The sequence below is a fragment of the Micromonospora sp. NBC_00860 genome (assembly GCF_045207375.1).
GTDB classification, from domain to species: Bacteria; Actinomycetota; Actinomycetes; order Mycobacteriales; family Micromonosporaceae; genus Micromonospora; species Micromonospora vinacea.
In genome coordinates this window covers 4,772,215-4,793,667 of record NZ_CP108825.1, presented here as the reverse complement: position 1 = coordinate 4,793,667, position 21,453 = coordinate 4,772,215, and the positions used below count along the sequence as shown (strand labels likewise).

Genomic DNA, 21,453 nt, shown 5'->3' with positions numbered 1-21,453 from the left:
GGCGAGCCGCTACGTGTCGATCACGCTACGTATCGAACCGGCTCGGGGCAAGGCTGAAGCTGTCGGTTCGGAGTGTCGAAAAGCGGACTTGACCTGCTTCTTCGCCGGTCGTTGGTGTCGGCCCTGTCAGTGACGGAGCGTGCGAATCAGGTCGAGTACCTGTCGGGTCACCGGCCGCAGGACCCGGAGCCGGGACAGCGCCACGAGCCGGTCGATCAGTGGTACGGCCCCGTCGATCAGCTGACGAGTCTTGGTCTGGCCCGGCGACCGGTCGTGCACCCAGTAGAGGATCACGCCCATGTACGCGAGCCAGAGCAGCTCGGGCAGCTGTGGGCGCAGCTCGGCGTCGACCTTCGCCGTCGAGCCCGTCAACACCTCGCCGAAGAGGTCGATGGCCGACTGTCGGGGGCCGGACGACTCCGCCGAGAAGGGGCTCAACGGTGAGGTGGGCTCCGCCGCCGTCTTGAAGAAGGTCGCCGCGAATCCGTGCGAGGGCGTCAACACGTCGATCCCCGCGTGCAGCACTCCGGCGAGCCGGGGACCGAACGCCTCCTCCCGGTCGAGCACGGGCTGCGCGGCGGCCCGGTGCTCGACCTGGGACTGGGCGTAGAACTCCTGGATCAGGTGGTCCTTGGAACCGAAGTAGTAGTAGGCGTTGCCGACCGCCACGCCGGCCTCCTGCGCGATCGCCCGCATGGTGGTCTGGGCGTAGCCGCGTTCGCGGAACAGCCGCATCGCGGTGTCCCGGATCAGCTGCCGGGTCTGCTCGCCTCGGGCGGTGGCAGGGTCACCCGCAGCGGTCGTCTGCGCAGGCTGCTCGGTCATCGGGGCCACCGTATCCCGCCGTTTCGTCGGCCGGCTCGGCCGACGGGTCGCGGATCCGTTCCCGGATCGCCGAGGCGGCGGCCACCGTCTGCCGGGCGAGGGGCAGCAGGGCCGGTCGGGCCAGCCGCTCGGCCGTGGACCGATGGTCGGCCAGTGCCCAGAGGCAGGCGAACCAGGCGCCGTCGCCCGCGTACACCTCGCCGGTGTCGGCGATCACTGTGAGGTCGCGCAGCGTCGCGTCGTGGTCCAGGCCGGGGAAGCGCCGCCGGGCCTCGGCGGACCCGGCCGGCACGAACTCCAGGGGTACGAGTTGGGCGCGGGACGACAACCAGCGGCGGGCGGCCCGGCAGAGCGGGCAGGCCGCGTCGAACAGGACGGTGAACCCCCGGACCCCACCGCCGGAGTGAGCGGTGGGATCCGGGAGCCGACCGACGCCACCGGTCGGGGACACGGTCATCGGGTCGGCGGGTTGCTCGTCGGTCCGGCGCCCGGCTGCGGTCCGGCCGCCTGCGGACCGGTTGGCTGGGGTCCGGCCGGGTACACGCCGGTCGGCTGCGGTCCCGCCGGATAAGCGTCGACCAGCTGCGACCCGGGTGGGGTGGACTGCATGGGGAGTCGGCCGATCGGGGCGAGCGGGGGGTGGGTGGCGAGCTGGCGGAGCCGGTTCCGGCGGTAGCGGCCGAGTGCGAAGACGTTGAAGAAGTGCAGCGCGCCGAGCACCAGCAGCACGAGGCCGATCTTGAGAGACAGCTCCTCCATGGCCTGGCTGGTCGATTCCACCGGGTCGGCGTGCTTCATGGCCACCGTGACGTAGCCGAGGTTGAGCAGATAGAAGCCGACCACCAGGAGGCTGTTGACCGCTCGGGCGAGCCGTTCCTCGGCGAACACCTCCTCCAGGAAGACCTGCCCGTTGCGGGACAGTGCTCGAGCCACCCAGATGGTCAGGCCGACGCTGACCGCGAGGTAGATCACGTACATCCAGACCTTGATGTCCATGTGGACGCCCTTCTTGAACGTGTTCAACTACCGACGCCGTCAGCCTAGGGTGAATATTGAACATGTTCAAGAAAGGGCGACCAGTGACTGTGGACACTCTGGTGCGGCGCCGAGAGCCGTTACCCGGCCGAGCGTCACGCCCGGCCGAGAAACGCCGTGGCTCAGCCGGCCAGGCCCAGCACCTCGGCCGCCGCGCGACCGTTGGCGTGGCTCGCGCCGTAGGTGGTGACGAAGGCGCGGACGCCCGCTGGTCGCCACTGCGCCGGCCAGCCCATCTCGACCACTGTCACCGGGTGCGCCGCCGCCAGGTCGGCGATCAGCTCCGGGCCGCCCGGCAGCCGGTGAAGGTGCCGCCCGACCAGCACGATGGGACGGTCGCCGGCCAAGCCGCGCAGCGTGGTCGCGTCGGTCTCGGTGGCGATCACCCGGATCTCCGGCACCCCGTCCAGGTGTGGACCGAGGCCCCACGGCACCCGACCCTCGGCCATCGTCGATTCGGTGTGCAGTTGCACCACCAGTGGCTGGTTCAGGCCGGTGAGCAGGCCGTCCACCCGAACCGCGCGGCGCGCCGCGGCGTACCCCAGCTCGGTATCCTCGGTGGCCGGTGACCCGGCGGCGGCCCGGGCCCAGGCGGCGAGGTCGGCGGCGCGGCCGGCCGCCTCCTCGACCCGCGCCCTCGCCAGCCGGCCGTCAGTGAGCGCGTCGACGATCTCGGCGGCCACCCGCTCGACCAGCTCGGCGTCGACCTTCGCGCCGATGCAGAGCAGGTCGGCGCCGGCGCCCAGGGCCCGGACCGCGGCCGGCCCGACCCCGCCGGCGGCCACTGCGGCACCCTTCATCTCCAGCGCGTCGGTGATGACGGTGCCGGTGAAGCCGTACTCCGTGCGCAGCAGGTCGACCAGGACGGCCCGGCTGAAGGTGGCGGGATCTGCGCCGGTGAGCGCCGGCACCCGGATGTGCGCGGTCATCACGGCGCGCGCCCCGGCGGCGACGACGGCCGCGAACGGCGGTAGGTCCCGCTGGCGCAGCAGGGCCAGCGGAGCGTCCACTGTGGGCAGTTCGTGGTGGGAGTCGGTGACTGTGGCGCCGTGCCCGGGGAAGTGCTTGGCGCAGGCGGCCACGCCGGCGGCCTGCAACCCGGCCACGGCGGCGGCCGAGTGGGCGGCGACCCGTACCGGATCCGCGCCGAAGGACCGGGTGCCGATCACCGGGTTGTCGTCTGCGGTGTTGACGTCGACAGTGGGGGCGAGGTTGACGGTGATGCCGAGCGCGGCCAGCTCCGCGCCGATCGACTGGTAGACCCGTCGGGTGAGGGCCACGTCGCCGATCGCGCCCAGGGCGGCATTGCCGGGGTACGGGCTGCCGGTGGCGTGCGCCAGTCGGGTCACGTCGCCACCCTCCTCGTCGATGGCGATCAGCGCGTCCGGCCGACCGGCGCGCAGCGCGGCGGTGCTCGCCGCCACCTGCGCGGGGTCGTGCACGTTGGTGCCGAACAGGGTGTGCCCGGCCAGCCCCTCGGCCAGCAGGTCGACCGCCCAGTCCGGCGGGACCGGTCCCGGGTACGCGGCCAGCAGCGTGCCCAGCGCGAGCCGGCGCAGTCCTGGATCCAACCCCACGTGATCTTCCCCCTTCGGTGTCCCGCGGGTACGAAACGTCGTACCGGTGGTGGTCCTGGCCCTGCCGAGTCGGCGGAGCGTCCCACCGTCGAGTGGCCGTTACGCTACGGCTACCCGTTCGCAGGTCGGTTTACAGTTAGCAAAGTTTACTAAAACTAGAGGACGTGTCATGAGTGCGACCCGGCTGCCCGGCACCCCCCGCCTGTTGCGGGCGCTCAACGACCGTGCCGCGCTGGAGTTGCTCCTCGAACGCGGCCCGCTGACCCGGGCTCGACTCGGCGAGCTGACCGGCCTGTCGAAGGTCACCGCCTCGCAACTGGTCGAGCGGCTGGAGGAGCGCGGCCTCGTCGCGCGGGTCGGCGAGCAGGCCGGCGGGCGAGGGCCGAACGCCCAGCTCTACGCCGTCCGCCCGGGCAGCGCGCACGTGGTCGGCGTGGACGTCGGGCCGGACCGGGTGGTGGCCGCGTGCGCCGACATCACCGGTGCGGTCATCGGCCGGGTGGAGCAGTCGACCCGGGACACCGACGACCCGGTGGGCGTGGTGCACAACGCCGTCGTGCAGGCGGCGAGCAGCGCCCAGGCGCAGCTGAGCAGCGTACGACGGATCGTGCTCGGCACCCCGGGTCTGGTCGACCCCGGCACCGGCGACATCACCTTCGCCTTCAACCTGCCGCGCTGGCACAGCGGTCTGCTCGCCGCGCTGCGGGACGACCTGCACACGCCGGTGGTCTTCGAGAACGACGTCAATCTCGCCGCGGTGGCCGAGGCGCAGTCCGGTGCCGCGCAGGGGCTGGCGGACTTCGTGCTGGTCTGGGTGGGCGCGGGCGTCGGCCTGGCGATCATGCTGGGCGGGCGGTTGCACCATGGCAGCAGCGGTGCGGCCGGCGAGATCGGCTACCTGCCGGTGCCCGGCGCGCCCATCCCGCGCGACGTCTCCCGTCGCGCCAAGCCGGCCTTCCAGCAGCTGGTCGGCGCGGACTCGGTGCGCGCGGTGGCCCGCGAGCACGGCTACCCGGACGCCGACGCCGCCGAGGCGGTCCGCGCGGCCGTAGCGGCGGGCGCCGACGGCGGCCCGATGCTCGACGAGCTGGCCCGTCGGCTCGCGCTCGGCGTGGCCAGCACCTGTGTGGTGCTGGACCCACCGCTGGTGGTGCTCGCCGGCGAGGTGGGTCAGGCCGGTGGCGCGGCGCTCGCCGACCGGGTGCAGCAGGAGGTCGCGGCGATCACCCTGGTCCGGCCGCGAGTGGTGCCGACCGGGCTGACCGAGGAGCCGATCCTGCACGGCGCGCTGCGCACCGCCCTGGACGCGGTGCGCGACGAGGTGTTCGGCTCCACCGTCGGCTGAGCCCGCTGCGGGGGTCATGTGAAGGAATATTTCACCGAGCATCCGTAGCTTGCAAGCTCTTGCCGGACGCTGGCCTGGACTGTTCCGTCGGGCCGCCCGGACCGGGCGACCCGACGGCCTCGATTCAGATCAGGTCGCGGCGGCGGAACACGGCGAACGCCGCAGCGGTCAGCCCGCCAGCCAGCACGAGCAGCACCAGCAGCGACGCCCCCGAGGTAATCGTGTAGAACGGGTCGCAGTTGAGGCCGGGGCCGCCCGTGCACAGCCGTTCGTCGTAGAACCGCGCACCGCCGTTGAGCCACGCCCCGATGTGGCTGGAAAGCATGAACAGGTCCGACTTCCGCGCGTCGACGATCTCCAGGACCAGCCGGGCGCCCAACTCCCAGACCACCGCGTACGCGGCGAACGCGCCGAGCGCCGCCGACGTGTGCCGACCGAGCGTGGCGATCGCGAAGCCCAACGCTGAGGCCAGCAGCACCAACACCAGGCCACGGCCGTGCACCACGCCGAGCGAACGCCAGAAGTCGCCGTCCAGCCTGCCCGGCAACCCGGCGGTCTGCCCGATAACCCAGAACGCGGCGAGGTAGGCCACCGACGCCAGCAGGGCCAGCACCAACACCGTGCCGAGCAGGGTGCCCAACTTGGCCGCGAGCACCGTCACCCGGCGCGGTCGCCAGAGCAGCAGGTTCACCACACCGCCCGAGTTCAGGTCAGCGCCGATGTAGGAGGCGCCGACCAGGAACCCGAAGAGCACCAGGAACGCGATCAGGAAATAGAGCAGCGGCTCGGCCTGCTCGGCGAAGGTGAACACACCCGGCAGATAGTCGGCGGCGATCGGCAGTCGGTCCTGCCGGATCGGGTCGACCGCCGAACAGTCGCTGGGAAGGTACCTGTCCGTGTCGGCCGGCAAGGTGCCGGCCTGGCGGGCCAGGCACTCCTGGTGGGTGGCCTCCAGGTCGCGCCGCGCGTCGGCGGCCTGCTCCCGCGCCGAGTTCAGTTCACTCGCTGTCGGTTTGTGGGAGCCGGCCATCGTGGTCGCCGCCGTCACGGCGAACGCCAACACCAACAGGACCACCATGAGCTGCACGAAGCGACGCGCGGACAGTCGCTCCAACTCGGCACGCACCAGGTTCACGCGTCCACTCCCCGATCGAGGTCGATCACAGCTTCGCCCTGCGGCAGCGACGAGTCGTCGACCTGCCGCGGCACCGACGGATGCTCGTACGCGCCGGTCAGCTCCAGGAAGACGCTCTCCAGATCCGGCCGCAGCGGCGTCAGCTCGCCCACCCACAGACCCTGCTCACCGAGCACCCGGCTGACCACTGTCGGGTCGCTCACCCCACCCACCACCAACGCGTCCCCGTCCACGACAGCCGTCAGCTCGGCCGCGTGCAGCAACTCGACGGCGCGCTCCGGCTCGGCCACCCGGACCAGGAACTCGTGCCGGTCGTGACCCGCCAGCACCTCGTCCACCCGGCCGGTCGCCACCCGCCGACCCCGCGAAATGATCGTGACGTGGTCGCAGATCAGCTGGATCTCGCCCAGGATGTGACTGGACACCAGCACCGTCACCCCGCTGGCCGCCAGCGACCGCATCAGGTCCCGCATCTCCCGGATGCCCGCCGGGTCCAGCCCGTTCGCCGGCTCGTCCAGGATGAGCAACCGCGGGTCCTTCAGCAGCGCGGACGCCACCGCGAGGCGCTGCTTCATGCCCAGCGAGTAACCCTTCACCCGCTCGTCGCCCCGGTCGTCCAGGCCCACCAGCTCCAGCACCTGGTCCACCCGCGAGACCGGCACTCCACCCGCGCGGGCGAGCAATCGCAGCGTGCGGTAGCCGGTGAAGTTGCCGAAGAACTGCGGGCTCTCCACGATGGCGCCGACCTGGCCGGCCACCCGGGTCAGCAACTCCGGCGACGGTTCACCGAGCACTGTCATCCGACCGCTGTCGGCGCGTACCAACCCGAGCAGGGCCCGCAGCGTGGTGGTCTTGCCCGAGCCGTTGGGGCCCAGGAAACCGTGGACCTGGCCCGCCTCGACCAGCAGGTCGAACCCGTCCACCGCCACCCGTCGGCCGCTGCGCATGCTGTGGAAGGTCTTGCGCAGACCCTCGATCTCGATGACCGCGCTCATCCGCGCGGCTCCGTACGTCGACGGGGCATGGGCCGTCCTTCGGGCTTGGTGATCAACGACACGGCGCTTCAGCCTATGGCTGAGGTGCCGCCCATGGGGGGCACCCCGGCGCTGCGTGGTTGGATGGTGCGGTGACTGGTGACCTGATCCCCGGCGCTGCCGGCGCCGCGCCTGCCGCCGCTTTCGTGGACCCGGATCTGGTGGTCAGCCTCGACGGCGTCGGCGTACGCCGCTCTGGCACCGCCCTCCTACAGGACCTGACCTGGCGCGTCGAACTGGACGAGCGGTGGGTCGTGCTCGGCTCCAACGGCGCAGGCAAGACCACACTGCTCAACCTCGCCGCTGGCCGGCTGCACCCCACCACGGGTGTCGCGTACGTGCTCGGCGAGCGGATCGGCCGCACCGACGTCAACGAGCTGCGTACCCGGATCGGCCTCACCACCGCCGCGATCGCCGAGCGACTCCCCGCCGACGAGCGGGTCAGCGACGTGGTGGTGACCGCCGCCTGGTCGGTGGTCGGCCGCTGGCGGGAGAACTACGACCGTGGCGACGAGGCGCGGGCGCGAGCGCTGCTGAGCCAACTCGGCGTCGGTGGCCTCGCCGAGCGCCGCTACGGCACCCTCTCCGAGGGCGAGCGCAAGCGCGTGCAGATCGCCCGTGCCCTGATGACCGACCCGGAGTTGCTGCTGCTCGACGAGCCCGCCGCCGGGCTCGACCTGGGTGGTCGGGAAGACCTGGTCGCCCGACTGGCCGAGCTGGCCCACGACCCGGACGCCCCGGCGATGGTGCTGGTCACCCACCACGTCGAGGAGATCCCGCCCGGGTTCACCCACGCGCTGCTGCTGCGCGAGGGTGGGGTGGTCGCCCAGGGTCTGCTCACCGAGACGCTGACCGGTGACAACCTCTCCAAGACCTTCGGGCTGCCACTGGTGGTCGAGCGGTCCGGCGACCGCTTCACGGCTCGCGCCGCCTGAGCGTCGGAGAGACGGAGACGACAGTGCCGCAGACCCGGGTCGCCGTGGTGGGCAGCGCCAACATGGACCTGGTCGCGATGGCACCCGCGCTGCCGCGACAGGGCGAGACCATGCTCGGCACCGACTTCGTGATGGTGCCCGGCGGCAAGGGCGCCAACCAGGCAGTGGCCGCGGTCCGGGCCGGCGCCTCCTGCGTCTTCCTCGGCGCCATCGGCTCGGACGCCTTCGGCGTCACCCTCAAGGCCCGCATCACCGCGGCCGGCGTGGACACCAGTCAACTTCGCGTGGTCTACGGCGCGTCCGGGGTGGCGCTCGTGATGGTCAACGCCCAGGGGGAGAACGCCATAGTGGTCACCCCCGGCGCCAACGAGGCCCTGGTCGACCTCACCGAGGATGAGCTGGCCACGGTGCGCGCGGCGGACGTCCTGGTCGCCCAACTGGAGATCCCGGTGCAGACAGTGACCGCCGCCGCGGTGGCCGCCCGCGACGCCGGCACCAGGGTCATTCTGAACGCCGCCCCGGCGCGGGACCTCCCACCCGAACTGCTCGCCGCCGTGGACCTGCTGGTCGTCAACGAGGGCGAGGCGCAGGCGCTCGCCGGCCGAGGTCGGGAGGAACCCCGCGCGCTGCTCGACCTGGCCCCCCGGGCCGTGCTCACCCTCGGCGGTGAGGGCGCCTGGTACGTCGACCGGGACGGCACCGAGGTGCACGTGCCGGCGGTACCGGTCGACGTGGTCGACTCCACCGCCGCCGGTGACGCGTTCACCGCGGCGCTGGCCGTCGGCTGGGGCGAGGGGCGCGACGTGGTCGACGCGGTGCGCTGGGCGTCGGCGGCCGGCGCCGCCTGCGTCCGCAAGCTCGGCGCGTCGGTGGCGCTACCGCGACGCGCCGAGATCGACGAGCTGTACGTAGCAGCCTGAGCGCGTCCCGCGCTGAACCGGCCTGAGCGCGTCGGCGGGTTACGTCCGCTGACCCGCGCCCGTGCGGAAGGCCCGGCGGTACGCCGACGGTGAGGTCAGCATGACCCGGCCGAAGTGGTGCCGGTAGGTCACTGGCGTGTCGAAGCCCACCGCGCGGGCGACCTGCTCGACCGGGGCGTCGGTCTCCTCCAGCAGGGTCAGGCTGGCGCGGATCCGCTGGTCGATGAGCCAACGGATCGGGCTGGTCCCGGTGGCCCGGGCGAAGTGCCGCAGGTAGGTGCGGGACGACATGTGCGCCCGCCCGGCGAGCTGGGCCACGCTCAGCGGCTCGGCGAGATGGGCGAGGGCCCAGTCGATGCTGCCCGCGATCCGGTCGTCGTCCGGGTCGGCGGGTACCGGTGCCTCGACGAACTGGGCCTGCCCGCCGTCGCGGTGCGGGGGGATCACCAGCCGTCGGGCGACCGCGTTGGCGATCGCCGCGCCGTGGTCGCGCCGGATCACGTGCACGCAGAGGTCCAGCCCGGCCGCGCTGCCGGCGCTGGTGAGCAGGTCACCGTCGTCGAGGTAGAGCACGTCCGGGTGCACCTCGACCCGGGGGTAGCGGCGCGCCAGCAGTTCCGCGTACCGCCAGTGGGTAGTGGCCCGCCGACCGTCCAGCAGGCCCGCTCCGGCCAGCGCGAACGCCCCGGAGCAGATCGACATGATCCGGGCGCCGCGCCGGTGCGCCCGACGGAGCGCGGTGATCAGCTCGGGCGACGGGTCAGCGGTCACGTCCGGTACGCCGGGCACGATCACCGTCCGCGCCGCCGCCAGCTCGGCCAGACCGTACGGGGTGTGCAGGGTGGCTCCGCCGACCACCGGCACCGGCCCCGGCTGCTCGGCGCAGAGCACCAGGTCGTACCAGTCGACGTCGAACTCGGGTCGGGCCAGCCCGAAGACCTCGGTGACGATGCCGGTCTCGAACACCGACATTCCCGGGTACGCGAGCACGGCGACAGGGTGCGCGGCCGCTGGCCGTCGGGGCGCTGGTAGCGGGCGCGGGCCGGTTGTCGTGGCCGGGATCGGCATGGCGGGATGTTAGCGCAGGACGTCGTTCGCGCCACTCGTCCCGAGGTGGCGTGCCGGTGAGGATCGGTGCATGACCTTCGCCTTCGCCGTTCCGCCGGCCGATCCGGCCACCGCCGCCGCCCACTTCCACAATCGGCTCAGCGTCGAGACCGACGTCAGTGATGTGCACGCCGACCTGTCGGCAGGTACCCCGGGCCTGGTGGTCGTCGACTCCCGGGGCGCGGCCGCCTGGGCGCAGGGGCACCTCCCCGGCGCGGTGCACCTGCCCACCGCCGAGATCGCGAGCCGGGCGGTGGACCTGATCCCGCCGGGGTCGGCGGTGGTGACCTACTGCTGGGGTCCGGGCTGCAACGGCGCGACCCGGGCGGCGCTGGAGTTCGCCCGGCTCGGCCATCCGGTGAAGGAGATGCTCGGCGGGTTCGAGTACTGGGCGCGGGAGGGGCTGCCGGTGGTGACGGAGGCCGGGCTGACCCGGCGACCGGTCGACGACCTCACCGCGCCGACCACGACGATCACCTGCGACTGCTGAGTCACAGCTCGGGCGGGTGAGGGCTCAGCCGACGGGCTCGTCGGCGAGCTTCTCGCCGCGTCGACGCAGCATGCCCAGCCCGGGGATGCCGGCCACGGCGAGTTTGAGGTCGCGGGTCACGTCCAGCAGGTCGTGCAGGTCGGGGCCGACCCGGTCCAGCGTGGCCAGGATCGGCAGGATGTCGGCCGTCAGGTGTTCCTTGAGCTTGGGCAACTCGTCGATCAGGTGGATCGCCGCGCTGATCTCCTCGTGACTCAGCTCTTCGACGAACCGCCCGGCCATCGGCGCGGCCCGGCGCAGCGCCGGCTCGTACGCGGCCAGCAGCTCGGCCGCCGTGGCGGCGGCCTCCGCCGCGGTGCCCACTGTGGCGGCGGCGCGGCCCGCCACCCGGTCGGCCTCGGCGACCACCGTGCTCGCCGCCCGGGAGACCCGGTCGGCCTCGGCGACCACCACCGCGGCGGCGGTGGCCACCTCGGTGGCCGTGTCGATGGCGGTGGTCGCGGCGGCGCTGATGACTGCCACCTCGCGAACCGCGGCCTCGGCGTCGGTGAGCACCTGGTCGGTCCGGTCCAGTGTCGTCTCGATCCGGTCGACCACGCCGTTGATCCGGGCCAGCAGCGCCTCCACCCCGTCCAGCACCGCGAACGCGCGGGCGGGCACGGCGGCCATCGAGGTGGCCGAGCCGAGCGCCTGGTCGAGAGCGGAGCGGGTCAGGCCGACCACGGCGGCCGGGGTGGGGAGGGGAATCGCCATGGGGTCAAGTGTGCGTCGGCTGTGCCACAACCGCCCGACGGAGCCGGTCAGCGTGACCGTCGGCCGGCGGTGTCGGCGCGGGCCACCCGCAGCGCCCACCAGATCAGCGGCGCCTGCAACGGCACCCGGCCGTACGCGATGGCCCGCTTCGTCGGCCGTCGGTGTCGCCAGTCCACCGCCATCTTCACGTTCGCCGGCAGGACGGCGACGAAGAGCGCGGCGGCGGCCCGACCGCCGGCCCGCCGGGTGGCCGGGTGCGCGACCGCCGCCGCCACAGCGAGTTCGGCCACCCCACTGGCGTACGTCCAGAACCGGGCCGGGCCGGGCAACGCGCGCGGCACGATCGGGTCGTAGACGCCGGGGCGTACCAGATGGGTGACGCCGGCCGCGGCGAGCAGGCCGGCCAGGGCGACGGCCTCGCCGCGGCGGGTGGTCATCGATGGTCCCCCTGCTGTTCGACGGCGCGCTGCACGGCCCGGTAGATCTGCCCGAACCGTAGCGCGTCCGGGGTGCGCACCAGCAGGTCCTCCCGGCCGTGGTGCTGCACCCACAGCTCGTGCACATGGTTGCCGCGCTCGTAGGAGCGGTCCAGCCAACCCAACGGGATTTCCAGGAACGGCATCAACGCCAAAGCCCCCACCGCACAGGCAGCCAGAATGATCAACGCCAGCTGCCAGTTGCCCCGGTCCTGTGCCGACCAGGCCAGTGACAGCACGCAGACCACGGCGACCAGCGGCGGCAGCGAGAGCAGCAGCACCAGGACGCCGCGCCCCAGCGCCCGGCCGCGGACGGCAAGAGTTTTCGGCCCCCGGTCGTGCCAGACGAACGTCACGTCGGACAGGGCGATCACATGACCGCCCGCCCGGATCGACTCGGAGGTCACCTGCACCGCGTCGTCCCGGTAATAGAGGGTCATCACTAAGCCTAACCACCGACAGGCAACCCTCGCCTCGCTCGGACCTCGGCACTCGGCCGTCTTCGCAGCGGATCGGCCCTTCGTCGCGGAGGATTCGACGGCGGCCGCCCGGCGGGTACAGGTGGTGGTGGCGGTCCTTTGGAGCTGAATCGTCTGCGTTATCACGCGCCTCGTCGCGGTCCCGGTCCGATTCGTTTGCGATATCAGCTCCACAGGCGGCACTGCAGGAACGACCCACCTGCCGCGCTCGCCGCTGCCGCGCCTGCCGCGCCCGGTGGCGAGTGCAGTCGACGCGCAGGTCCCATCGGTGGCGACGGGCCCTGGTCAGGTCGGGATGTGAAGCGGGACCAGGCCGCCTAGCGGCGGCTGCCGGGGCGCGCGGGCTGGCTGTGCTCGACGGCGCGCTGCACCGCCCGGTAGATCTGCCCGAAGCGCAGCGCGTCACCGGTACGCAGCAGGCGCACCGGCTGACCCCGCCAGCGGGCCCAGATCTCCAGTTGGCGGCTGCCCCGGGAGTACGAGCGGTCCAGGTGTTCGAAGAGGAAGTCGGCGACCGGCCCGACGGCCAGACCGACCAGCACCGACGCGCCGACGATCGCGATCGTCACGGTGGGGGAGCGGTGCAACCAGACGGCCACGCCGATGCCGAGCACCGCCGCGACCAGCGGACCGGCGAGCGCTGCACCGATCGCGCCCCGCCCCACCAGCACCCGCCAGGAACGGGTGCCCCGACGGTGCCAGATCATGGTGATGTCGGCCAGCGCGTAGCTGCGGCCGTCGACGCGAACGGTGGTGGAGGTGACCTGCACCGACCTGTCGTCGTAATAAGTGATCATGGCTGGACTCCCGCCCGCGGGGCTGACACCACACTACTTACCCAAACGAGCCGGGTCGTAAGGTTGGCACGCGACTTCGACGAGGAAGTGAGGGCAGCGTGGGCGAGTTCGTTCGGCTGGAGACCACTGACGGCATCGGCACGATCCGGCTGGAGCGGCCGCCGATGAACGCGCTCAACACCCAGGTGCAGGAGGAGTTGCGCGCCGCCGCCACGGCGGCCACCGCCGATCCCGAGGTCCGCGCCGTCATCGTGTACGGCGGGGAGAAGGTCTTCGCGGCCGGCGCCGACATCAAGCAGATGGCCGAGATGTCCTACGTGGACATGGCCGACCGGGCCGCGAACCTGTCCAGCGCGCTCGGCGCGATCGCCCGGATCCCCAAGCCGGTGGTCGCCGCGATCACCGGGTACGCCCTCGGTGGCGGCTGTGAGCTGGCGTTGGCCTGTGACTGGCGGGTGGTCGCCGAGGACGCCAAGCTCGGCCAGCCGGAGATCAAGCTGGGCATCATCCCGGGTGCGGGCGGCACCCAGCGGCTGGCCCGCCTGGTCGGCCCGGCCCGCGCCAAGGACCTGATCATGTCGGGGCGGATGGTGGACGCGCAGGAGGCGCTGCGGATCGGCCTGGCCGACCGGGTCGCCCCGGCCGCCGAGGTGTACGACACGGCCGTCGCGCTGATCACGCCGTACCTGACCGGGCCGGTGCAGGCGCTGCGGGCGGCGAAGCTGGCCGTCGACGGCGGCCTGGACATGGACCTGAACTCGGGCCTGGCCTGGGAGAGTCAGCTCTTCGCGGCGCTGTTCGCCACCGACGACCGGCGGGAGGGCATGAACGCCTTCGTCGAGAAGCGCAAGCCGGGCTTCACCGGCCGCTGATCCGTCGCTTCCCGGCCCGCCGGCCCCCTGACCTCGGCAACGTCCACTGGCCGGGGCCACGGTCGAAGGGTCAAGTGACTGGCCGGTAACCTGTGATCCCGGCCACGGACGATGGGAGCGACATGACGGAGCGGATCGAGGGTCACGGCGGCGAGTTGGCGCTCGCGGCACTTCGCGCGCACGGCGTACGGGAGATGTTCACGCTGTCCGGCGGGCACGTCTTCCCGCTGTACGACGCCGCGTACAAGACCGACTTTCCGATCTACGACGTCCGGCACGAGCAGTCCGCGGTCTTCGCCGCCGAGGCGGTGGCCAAGCTCCAGCGCCGCCCCGGCCTCGCGGTGCTCACCGCCGGGCCCGGTGTCACCAACGGCATCTCCGGCATGACCAGCGCGTTCTTCAACGCCTCGCCGGTGCTGGTGCTCGGCGGGCGCGCGCCCGCGTTCCGCTGGGGCTCGGGCAGCCTCCAAGAGATGGACCACCTGCCGCTGGTCGCGCCGGTCACCAAGCATGCCGAGACGGTGTTCAGCACCGACGACATCCCGCGTGCGGTGGGTGCGGCGCTCAACGCCGCGCTCACCCCGCACCGCGGCCCGGCCTTCCTCGACTTTCCGCTGGAGACGGTCTTCTCGGTCGCCGAGGCCGAGCTGCCGACCGTGACTGGTGTCGACCCGATCGCCCCGGACCCGGAGGAGGTCGGCCGCGCGGCGATGCTCATCGCCGGGGCGCAGCGGCCGGTCATCATCGCCGGCTCCGACGTGTACGCGGGCGACGCGGTCGCCGCCCTGCGCGAGGCGGCCGAGGCGTTGCAGGTGCCCGTCTTCACCAACGGCATGGGTCGCGGCTCGCTCCCGCCGCAGCACCCGCTCGCGTTCGCCAAGGCCCGTCGGGCCGCGCTCTCCGGCGCCGACGTGGTCGTGGTGGTGGGCACCCCGCTGGACTTCCGGCTCAGCTTCGGTGACTTCGGTGACGCCAAGGTGGTGCACATCGTCGACGCCCCCAGCCAACGGGCGACGCACGTGCAGCCGACCGCCGCCCCCGCCGGTGACCTGCGCCTGATCCTGTCCGCGCTGGCCGATCACTCCGGTGACCGGGCCGACCACGCCGACTGGATCGCCGACCTGCGTGTCGCCGAGGACGCGGCGAAGGCTCGGGACGCCGCGGAGATGGCCGCCGAGACCGACCCGATCCGCCCGGCCCGGATCTACGGCGAGCTGCGTCGGGCGCTCGCCCCGGACGCGATCACCATCGGCGACGGCGGCGACTTCGTGTCGTACGCCGGGCGGTACCTGGAGCCGGCCCAGCCCGGCACGTGGCTGGACCCGGGCCCGTACGGCTGCCTGGGCACCGGCATGGGTTACGCGATGGGCGCCCGGGTCAGTCACCCGGACCGGCAGATCTGCGTGCTGATGGGCGACGGCGCTGCCGGCTTCTCGCTGATGGACGTCGAGTCGCTGGTCCGCCAGAAGCTGCCGGTGGTGATCGTCGTCGGCAACAACGGCATCTGGGGGCTGGAGAAGCACCCGATGCGAGCCATGTACGGCTACGACGTGGCCGCCGACCTCCAGCCCGAGTTGCGGTACGACACGGTGGTCAGCGCGCTCGGCGGGGCGGGGGAGACGGTCGCCAAGGCAGCCGACCTCGGCCCGGCGCTCCAGCGGGCGTTCGACTCCGGAGTGCCGTACCTGGTGAACGTGCTCACCGACCCGACCGACGCGTACCCCCGGTCGTCGAACCTGGCCTGAGTCGCACCCGCCGCCGCCGTCGCTCCTGCGCCGGCGGCGGCGGCGCGTTCACACCTCCGGTCGGTCGCCCTCGCGCGGCGGCTCGCCGTCCCGGCGGCGCAGGTCGTCCTCGCGCCGCCGCAGGTCTTCCTCCCAGCGCTGGAAGAGCTCCTGGTCCTGCTGCTGGGCGCGTTCCTCCACGGAGCGCAGGAACTCCGGGTCGTCGTCGGGGGCCACCGGTCGTGGGCGCTGCCGCTCGGCGCCGCCGGTGCCGCCCGGCCAGCCCTTGCGGGCGCCGGGGTTGGGCTCCCGGCCGACGATGAACCAGGCGATCGAGCCGACCAGCGGGAAGAACAGGATGATCAGCACCCAGGCGATCCGGGGAAGGGCACGGATCTGGCCCTCCTCGGCGGAGAGACAGCTGATCAGCGCGCAGACGGCGAGGACAATCTGCACCAGGAAGAGGAGTACGCCAAGCCGGGCCATGCACCCATGATGACGCACCGGTTCGCGTCACCACAGTCCGCGCAGCACCAGCAGCACTCCCAGTAACGCCAGGACCACAGTGCCCGCCGTGGCCAGGGGCAGTGTCCGGCCGCCGGTGCGGGCCGGACCGGTGCCGGTGCCGCGGGGCCAGCAGAGCACCAGCAGGGCGCCCCACACCAGCACGGTCCCGCCGGCGATCAGCGCACCTGTCGTGTCGCCTGTCGATGCCAGCCGGACGGCGAGCACTGTCACCACGGTCACGGTGAGCAGGGTGCGCCGCCAGGCCAGCCGGGTCCGCTCCGGTTGCAGCCCCGGGTCGCGTCCGGTGCTCACCGTCCGCCGACCGCCCGCATCAGGACGGCGGCCACCAGCAGCAGCGCGCCGACGCCGACGGCGAGCGCGAGGATGGCGGGGAACCGGGAGGCGGGCAGCTCCTGACCGAGGCGGATGGCCCGCTCGGTACGCGCCCAGTGGTCCACCGCGCGGATCGCGACCGCCGCGCCGAGCAGCAGCAACGCCACAGCGATCACCTCGCGCAGGTGGCTCATCGGCAGCGGTGGCAGGAACTGGGCGGCGGCCAACCCGCCACCGACCAGCGCCAACCCGGTGCGCAGCCAGGCGAGGAAGGTTCGTTCGTTGGCCAGGGAGAAGCGGTAGTCCGGTGTCTCACCGACCGAGCCCAGCTCCGCCGGGTCGAACCACCGCCTGATCGCCTCCCACACAGTGGGAGATTATCCGCTTCCCATCCCGCTTAGCCTGGGCCGATGACTGATCTCGACGTACAGACGCTGCGGACCGCCTACGACAACCAACTCCGCCCGGAGATCCCCGACCCGGTTCCGGCCGGGGTGACCGTGGAGCGGGACGGGCCGCTGGTCCGGATCACCGGGCTCGATTCCGGCGGGTTCATCACCTACCGCGACCTGGGCGGGTTGACCGGCGACGCGCTGGACGAGCTGATCGCCCGGCAGGTGCGGTTGTGCCGTGAGCGGGGCGAGTCGGCGGAGTGGAAGCTCAACGAGCACGACGAACCGGCGGACCTGGCGGACCGCCTGCGCGCGGCCGGCTTCGTGCCGGAGGACCGGGAGACCGTCGTGGTCGGCCCGGTCGCGCCGCTGGCCGCCGCGTTGCCGGCCGCCCCCGAGGGGGTACGCCTGCGTGAGGTGACCTCCCGGGAGGACCTGGAGCGGATCGCCGCCATGGAGGAGGAGGTCTGGCAGGAGGACCGTTCGCACCTCGTGTGGGGCCTGGCCAAGGAGATCGACGCCGACCCGAACTCGATCACCGTCGTGGTGGCCGAGGCGGACGGGACTGTGGTGAGTGCCGGCTGGGTGCGGTTCCCGGCGAACACCGGCTTCGCCACCCTGTGGGGCGGCTCCACCCTGCCGCAATGGCGGCGCAAGGGCATCTACCGGGCGTTGGTCAACTACCGGGCGCGACTGGCCGAGCAGCGAGGTCGGACGCTCATGCAGGTCGACTGTTCCGAGGACAGCCGGCCGATCCTCCAGCGGCTCGGCCTCGTCGCGGTCACCACCACCACCCCGTACGTCTACACTCCGTGATCATGGAGCAGCGGTTGACGGACGAGGAGCGGCTGACCCTCAAGACCGGTGCCTTCGGCGCTGTCTTCCTGGTCTCCAACGCCGACCCGGGAGTCCTGGGGGTGATCCGGGAGAGCATCGCCGCGTCCGACGCGCTGGCCGACGCCAGTGGCACGGTCAAGGAGGCGCTGACCACCGGTCCGCTGCCGCGACTTCCCCGGGACTCGCAGCTGGAGATCGAGTCGGTGGTGCTGCCGGCGCTCGGGCAGGCGGTGCGGATCCTGCGCGAGAAGTGCCCACACGACGTGGACGCGTACCGCGAACTGGTGTTGGCCGCGGCGGACCGGGTGGCCTGGGCGCACGACGGGGTGGCGCCCGCCGAGGCGGCGGCCATCGACCAGATCCGGGTCGCGTTGGCCGAGCCGGCCTGACCGGCCGCGCGTCGGTGAGCTGTGTCACCCTGAGTGCTGCGGGAGCGCAACCTACTGGCAGGTAACATTGCGCCGTGGGCAACTGCACAACCGCCCGCGGTTGACCTCACGTCGACCGACGCGCGACGCTGCGCCCCAGACCGGGCGAGCGAATCGCAACACCACACAGGAGGGTCGTCGAAGCGCGATGAACATCGTCGTACTCGTCAAGCAGGTGCCTGATTCGGGCGCGGACCGCAACCTGCGCAATGACGACAACACCGTCGACCGCGGTTCGGCGAACAACGTGATCAACGAGATGGACGAGTACGCCATCGAGGAGGCCCTCAAGATCAAGGAGGCGCACGGCGGCGAGGTCACCATCCTGACCATGGGTCCGGACCGGGCGACCGAGTCGATCCGCAAGGCGCTCTCCATGGGCCCGGACAAGGCCGTGCACGTGCTCGACGACGCCCTGCACGGCTCGTGCGCCGTCGCCACCTCGAAGGTGCTCGCCGCCGCGCTCGGTCAGCTCAATGCCGACCTGGTCATCTGCGGTGCCGAGTCCACCGACGGTCGGGTCCAGGTCATGCCGCACATGATCGCCGAGCGGCTGGGCGTCGCGGCCCTCACCGGTGCCCGCAAGCTCACCGTCGACGGCGCGACGCTGACCGTCGAGCGGCAGACCGAGGAAGGCTACGAGGTGGTCACCGCCGCCACCCCCGCCGTGGTCTCCGTCTGGGACACCATCAACGAGCCGCGCTACCCCTCCTTCAAGGGCATCATGGCCGCCAAGAAGAAGCCGGTGCAGACGCTCTCGCTGGCCGACCTCGGGGTCGCTGCCGACGAGGTGGGCTTCGACGGCGCCACCAGTGCCGTTGTCGAGCACACCAAGCGCCCCCCGCGCTCCGGCGGCGCAAAGATCACTGATGAGGGCGAGGGCGGCGTCAAGCTGGTCGAGTTCCTCGCCACCGAGAAGTTCGTGTGAGAGGGGGGTTCTGACATGTCTGAGGTTCTCGTCGTCGTCGAAGCCACCAAGGAATTCGGCGTCAAGAAGGTCACCCTGGAAATGCTCACCCTCGCGCGTGAGCTGGGCACCCCGAGCGCGGTGGTGCTCGGTGGCGCCGGCGCCGCCGAGGCGCTGAGCGGCAAGCTGGGCGAGTACGGCGCGGAGAAGATCTACGCCGCCGAGGGTGACGAGATCGACGGCTACCTGGTGGCCCCCAAGGCGACGGTGCTGGCCGAGTTGGTCAAGCGGGTGCAGCCGGCCGCCGTGCTGCTGGCGTCGGCCCAGGAGGGCAAGGAGATCGCCGCCCGGCTCGCCGTCAAGCTCGACAACGGCATCCTGACCGACGTGGTCGGCCTGGACGCCGACGGCACCGCGACCCAGGTCGCCTTCGCCGGCTCCACCATCGTCAAGTCCAAGGTCACCAAGGGCCTGCCGCTGGTCACCGTCCGGCCCAACTCGGTCACCCCCGCCCCGGCGGCGGCCACCCCGGCGATCGAGCAGCTCAGCGTCTCGGTCACCGACACCGACAAGCTGGCCACTGTCGTCGAGCGGGTCGCCGAGCAGAAGGGCTCCCGCCCCGAGCTGACCGAGGCCGGCGTGGTCGTCTCCGGCGGCCGGGGCGTCGGCAACGCCGACAACTTCAAGCTGGTCGAGGAGCTGGCCGACCTGCTCGGCGGTGCCGTCGGCGCGTCCCGCGCGGCCGTCGACTCCGGCTTCTACCCGCACCAGTTCCAGGTGGGCCAGACCGGCAAGACGGTCTCCCCGCAGCTCTACGTCGCCCTCGGCATCTCCGGTGCCATCCAGCACCGGGCCGGCATGCAGACCTCGAAGACCATCGTCGCGGTCAACAAGGACGGCGAGGCGCCGATCTTCGAGCTGGCCGACTTCGGGGTGGTGGGCGACCTCTTCAAGATCGTCCCGCAGGCCGCCGAGGAGATCCGCAAGCGCAAGTGACACCTGCGACACGTCAGTGGCCGCCCGTTCGCACGGGCGGCCACTGCCGTATGGGGAGCTGATCGGCGAGCCGGGGAGCTGAGCCGGCCCGCCGATCAGCCCGTCAGGGAGCCCCTCAACAGGCTGTCGCCGGAGTGGTCGGTGTTGTTGTCGTACCGCTCGGCGGAGACGTCGACCACCGAGTAGCTCTTGAGGTCGACGTTCGGGGGCAGGGGTAGCAGCGCGTCCGGGCCGCCACCCAGGGTGCCGACCGAGAACATCTCCATCGTCGTCGGATTGATGAGCCAGACCTCGTAGTACCCCGCGACGCTCGGGAGATTCGCCACATGCAGATGTAGTTGGCCGTCCTGGAAAACCCGGGCGTCGCCCTTGGCCGTCGGCGGTGTCGCCCCGTACGCCGCCAGCGGCGCGCTCGCCACCACCACCGGCTTCGGGGTGGGCGTCGGGTCGTCCGGTCGGAGCACCGAGACGGTGCCCACCACCCCGACCGCCGCGGCGGCTGCCGCGGTCACCGCGGTGGCCGCCCAACGGGACCAGCCACGACCCCGGCGGGACCGCCGCGTCGGGTCCAGTCGCGTCACAGTCGATTCGGCCACCGCGCCCGGGGCCGCTTCGGCCGTCGTGGTGTCGGCCTGCTCGGGCACCCGGTGTCGGCGGGTCTCCGTCAGCAACGGCCCGGCCTCCGCGGCCGTGACCTGGGCTTCGATGCCCTGCCAGATGTGCTCCGGCGGGTCGGGCAGATCGGCCAGGCCCTGCGTCTCGGTGCCGAGCCCTGCCACCTGTTGAAGGCTCGCCACCTCCGCGCGGCAGAGCGCGCAGGTGCCGAGGTGGGTGCTCTCCCCGTCGTCCGCCTCGCTCTCACCGAGCGCCAGAAATACCAGCCGGTCGTGGTCCAGGTGCTGCACCGTCCACCTCCCATCTGCGCTTCAAGCTCGCCATGCCGCGTCGAATGTGACTCTTCACGGTGCCCAACGGCACGCCGGTCACAGTGGCTATCTGCTGGTGTGTCAGATCGTCGTAGAAGGCCAACTCCAGCATCCGTCGCTGGTCGTCCGGGAGACGAGCCAGCTCGTCGGCGATCACCAACCGGTCCACCACGCGGTCCGGGTCCGGCTGGGTCTGCGCCGGCTCGGGCAGCTGCCGGACCGTCTCCACCACCCGGGTCTCCCGGGCCGAGGCGCGCATCCGGTCGATCACCTTCCGCCGGCCGATACCGAGCAACCAACCGATCAGCGACCCCTTGGCCGGGTCGAACGTGTCGCGACCCAGCCAGGCGGCGACGAACGTCGCCTGGGTGACGTCCTCGGCGTCGCTGCGGTTCGCCAGCATGGACGTGGCCAGGTGGAGCACCGCACGACCGTAGCGGTCGTACGCCTCGCGGAGCGCCACGTCGTCACCGTCGCGGAACCTGCGGTCGAGGTCGTCCACCGGAGGGTCCGGTTCCTGTCGTAGCGCCGTCATCGGGCGGCTCGCCTTCGATGGGGCATGCCCGACTGTAGCTGCCACAGTCTCCGCCCCACTTCCCCGGTCGATGTCATCTCACCAGCTC

The 21,453-nt window shown here is 72.2% G+C and carries 26 protein-coding genes; 10 read left to right on the top strand and 16 right to left on the bottom strand.

Annotated features, from left to right (window positions below):
• Nucleotides 1-126: 126 nt before the first annotated feature.
• The 4 genes from OH804_RS21925 to OH804_RS21910 form a co-directional block, all read right to left on the bottom strand.
• A complete protein-coding gene (locus tag OH804_RS21925; protein WP_196921404.1) occupies nucleotides 127-825 on the bottom strand; it encodes a TetR/AcrR family transcriptional regulator in 699 nt (232 codons plus the stop codon).
• Complete coding sequence (locus tag OH804_RS21920) at nucleotides 788-1,282, bottom strand: thiol-disulfide oxidoreductase DCC family protein (protein WP_196921405.1); 495 nt, start codon at nucleotides 1,280-1,282, stop codon at nucleotides 788-790. The genes OH804_RS21925 and OH804_RS21920 overlap by 38 nt, the downstream gene beginning before the upstream one ends.
• The gene (locus tag OH804_RS21915) at nucleotides 1,279-1,848 is read right to left on the bottom strand and encodes a hypothetical protein (RefSeq protein WP_231392540.1); all 570 of its coding nucleotides are present in this window, start codon (nucleotides 1,846-1,848) and stop codon (nucleotides 1,279-1,281) included. Before OH804_RS21915 ends, OH804_RS21920 begins: the two co-directional genes overlap by 4 nt.
• 134 nt (nucleotides 1,849-1,982) lie before the next feature.
• Nucleotides 1,983-3,437 (bottom strand): glycoside hydrolase family 3 protein, encoded by a 1,455-nt coding sequence (locus OH804_RS21910; protein ID WP_196921406.1) that lies wholly within the window; start codon nucleotides 3,435-3,437, stop codon nucleotides 1,983-1,985.
• Nucleotides 3,438-3,606: 169 nt separating this feature from the next.
• Here OH804_RS21910 and OH804_RS21905 point away from each other — a divergent pair, with 169 nt between their 5' ends.
• A complete protein-coding gene (locus OH804_RS21905) occupies nucleotides 3,607-4,782 on the top strand; it encodes an ROK family transcriptional regulator (RefSeq protein WP_196921407.1) in 1,176 nt (391 codons plus the stop codon).
• A 124-nt stretch (nucleotides 4,783-4,906) separates the two neighbouring features.
• Here OH804_RS21905 and OH804_RS21900 read toward each other — a convergent pair whose 3' ends face one another.
• Both OH804_RS21900 and OH804_RS21895 read right to left on the bottom strand, forming a co-directional pair.
• Entirely contained in the window at nucleotides 4,907-5,917 is a 1,011-nt protein-coding gene (locus tag OH804_RS21900; protein WP_196921408.1) for an ABC transporter permease subunit, read from the bottom strand.
• A complete protein-coding gene (locus tag OH804_RS21895) occupies nucleotides 5,914-6,912 on the bottom strand; it encodes an ABC transporter ATP-binding protein (protein ID WP_196921409.1) in 999 nt (332 codons plus the stop codon). The genes OH804_RS21900 and OH804_RS21895 overlap by 4 nt, the downstream gene beginning before the upstream one ends.
• 131 nt (nucleotides 6,913-7,043) lie before the next feature.
• Between OH804_RS21895 and OH804_RS21890 the strand changes: the two genes are divergently transcribed.
• Nucleotides 7,044-7,886, top strand: coding sequence for an ABC transporter ATP-binding protein (locus OH804_RS21890; protein ID WP_406059182.1), 843 nt, complete (start codon nucleotides 7,044-7,046; stop codon nucleotides 7,884-7,886).
• Between the two features lie 23 nt (nucleotides 7,887-7,909).
• Entirely contained in the window at nucleotides 7,910-8,806 is an 897-nt protein-coding gene (locus OH804_RS21885) for a ribokinase (protein ID WP_196921411.1), read from the top strand.
• 39 nt (nucleotides 8,807-8,845) lie between these two features.
• Here OH804_RS21885 and ftrA read toward each other — a convergent pair whose 3' ends face one another.
• A complete protein-coding gene (ftrA, locus tag OH804_RS21880; RefSeq protein ID WP_196921412.1) occupies nucleotides 8,846-9,874 on the bottom strand; it encodes a transcriptional regulator FtrA in 1,029 nt (342 codons plus the stop codon).
• Between the two features lie 70 nt (nucleotides 9,875-9,944).
• Here ftrA and OH804_RS21875 point away from each other — a divergent pair, with 70 nt between their 5' ends.
• Nucleotides 9,945-10,403 (top strand): rhodanese-like domain-containing protein, encoded by a 459-nt coding sequence (locus OH804_RS21875; protein ID WP_406059179.1) that lies wholly within the window; start codon nucleotides 9,945-9,947, stop codon nucleotides 10,401-10,403.
• Between the two features lie 24 nt (nucleotides 10,404-10,427).
• Here OH804_RS21875 and OH804_RS21870 read toward each other — a convergent pair whose 3' ends face one another.
• The 4 genes from OH804_RS21870 to OH804_RS21855 all read right to left on the bottom strand — a co-directional run bounded on the left by OH804_RS21870 (nucleotide 10,428) and on the right by OH804_RS21855 (nucleotide 12,908).
• A complete protein-coding gene (locus OH804_RS21870) occupies nucleotides 10,428-11,156 on the bottom strand; it encodes a hypothetical protein (RefSeq protein ID WP_196921414.1) in 729 nt (242 codons plus the stop codon).
• A gap of 47 nt (nucleotides 11,157-11,203) precedes the next feature.
• Complete coding sequence (locus OH804_RS21865; protein WP_196921415.1) at nucleotides 11,204-11,593, bottom strand: hypothetical protein; 390 nt, start codon at nucleotides 11,591-11,593, stop codon at nucleotides 11,204-11,206.
• Nucleotides 11,590-12,072 (bottom strand): DUF6232 family protein, encoded by a 483-nt coding sequence (locus OH804_RS21860; RefSeq protein ID WP_406059177.1) that lies wholly within the window; start codon nucleotides 12,070-12,072, stop codon nucleotides 11,590-11,592. Before OH804_RS21860 ends, OH804_RS21865 begins: the two co-directional genes overlap by 4 nt.
• 356 nt (nucleotides 12,073-12,428) lie before the next feature.
• Complete coding sequence (locus tag OH804_RS21855; RefSeq protein WP_196921417.1) at nucleotides 12,429-12,908, bottom strand: DUF6232 family protein; 480 nt, start codon at nucleotides 12,906-12,908, stop codon at nucleotides 12,429-12,431.
• A 98-nt stretch (nucleotides 12,909-13,006) separates the two neighbouring features.
• Between OH804_RS21855 and OH804_RS21850 the strand changes: the two genes are divergently transcribed.
• Nucleotides 13,007-13,780: an enoyl-CoA hydratase/isomerase family protein gene (locus OH804_RS21850; protein WP_406059174.1), complete on the top strand. Its 774-nt coding sequence runs from the start codon at nucleotides 13,007-13,009 to the stop codon at nucleotides 13,778-13,780.
• Between the two features lie 122 nt (nucleotides 13,781-13,902).
• On the top strand, nucleotides 13,903-15,525 hold the full coding sequence (locus OH804_RS21845; protein ID WP_406059172.1) for an acetolactate synthase: 1,623 nt from the start codon (nucleotides 13,903-13,905) through the stop codon (nucleotides 15,523-15,525).
• A 48-nt stretch (nucleotides 15,526-15,573) separates the two neighbouring features.
• Here the strand turns inward: OH804_RS21845 and OH804_RS21840 are convergent, their stop codons facing one another.
• From OH804_RS21840 to OH804_RS21830, 3 genes are read right to left on the bottom strand one after another with little or no spacing between them, the layout of a single operon-like run.
• On the bottom strand, nucleotides 15,574-15,990 hold the full coding sequence (locus OH804_RS21840) for a PLD nuclease N-terminal domain-containing protein (protein ID WP_406059170.1): 417 nt from the start codon (nucleotides 15,988-15,990) through the stop codon (nucleotides 15,574-15,576).
• Nucleotides 15,991-16,017: 27 nt separating this feature from the next.
• Nucleotides 16,018-16,323: a DUF202 domain-containing protein gene (locus tag OH804_RS21835; protein WP_196921421.1), complete on the bottom strand. Its 306-nt coding sequence runs from the start codon at nucleotides 16,321-16,323 to the stop codon at nucleotides 16,018-16,020.
• A complete protein-coding gene (locus OH804_RS21830) occupies nucleotides 16,320-16,712 on the bottom strand; it encodes a YidH family protein (protein WP_196921422.1) in 393 nt (130 codons plus the stop codon). Before OH804_RS21830 ends, OH804_RS21835 begins: the two co-directional genes overlap by 4 nt.
• Nucleotides 16,713-16,754: 42 nt before the next feature.
• Between OH804_RS21830 and OH804_RS21825 the strand changes: the two genes are divergently transcribed.
• From OH804_RS21825 to OH804_RS21810, 4 genes are all read left to right on the top strand, one after another.
• Nucleotides 16,755-17,552, top strand: coding sequence for a GNAT family N-acetyltransferase (locus OH804_RS21825; RefSeq protein WP_406059167.1), 798 nt, complete (start codon nucleotides 16,755-16,757; stop codon nucleotides 17,550-17,552).
• 2 nt (nucleotides 17,553-17,554) lie between these two features.
• Nucleotides 17,555-17,962: a hypothetical protein gene (locus tag OH804_RS21820; protein ID WP_406059165.1), complete on the top strand. Its 408-nt coding sequence runs from the start codon at nucleotides 17,555-17,557 to the stop codon at nucleotides 17,960-17,962.
• 187 nt (nucleotides 17,963-18,149) lie between these two features.
• Nucleotides 18,150-18,929 (top strand): electron transfer flavoprotein subunit beta/FixA family protein, encoded by a 780-nt coding sequence (locus OH804_RS21815; RefSeq protein ID WP_112582103.1) that lies wholly within the window; start codon nucleotides 18,150-18,152, stop codon nucleotides 18,927-18,929.
• A 15-nt stretch (nucleotides 18,930-18,944) separates the two neighbouring features.
• Complete coding sequence (locus OH804_RS21810; protein ID WP_091393283.1) at nucleotides 18,945-19,904, top strand: electron transfer flavoprotein subunit alpha/FixB family protein; 960 nt, start codon at nucleotides 18,945-18,947, stop codon at nucleotides 19,902-19,904.
• A 95-nt stretch (nucleotides 19,905-19,999) separates the two neighbouring features.
• On the opposite strand, the gene OH804_RS21805 is transcribed toward OH804_RS21810, so the two are convergent.
• Entirely contained in the window at nucleotides 20,000-20,809 is an 810-nt protein-coding gene (locus OH804_RS21805) for an anti-sigma factor (RefSeq protein WP_406059162.1), read from the bottom strand.
• A complete protein-coding gene (locus OH804_RS21800; protein ID WP_196921426.1) occupies nucleotides 20,763-21,365 on the bottom strand; it encodes an RNA polymerase sigma factor in 603 nt (200 codons plus the stop codon). Before OH804_RS21800 ends, OH804_RS21805 begins: the two co-directional genes overlap by 47 nt.
• Between the last annotated feature and the right edge of the window lie 88 nt (nucleotides 21,366-21,453).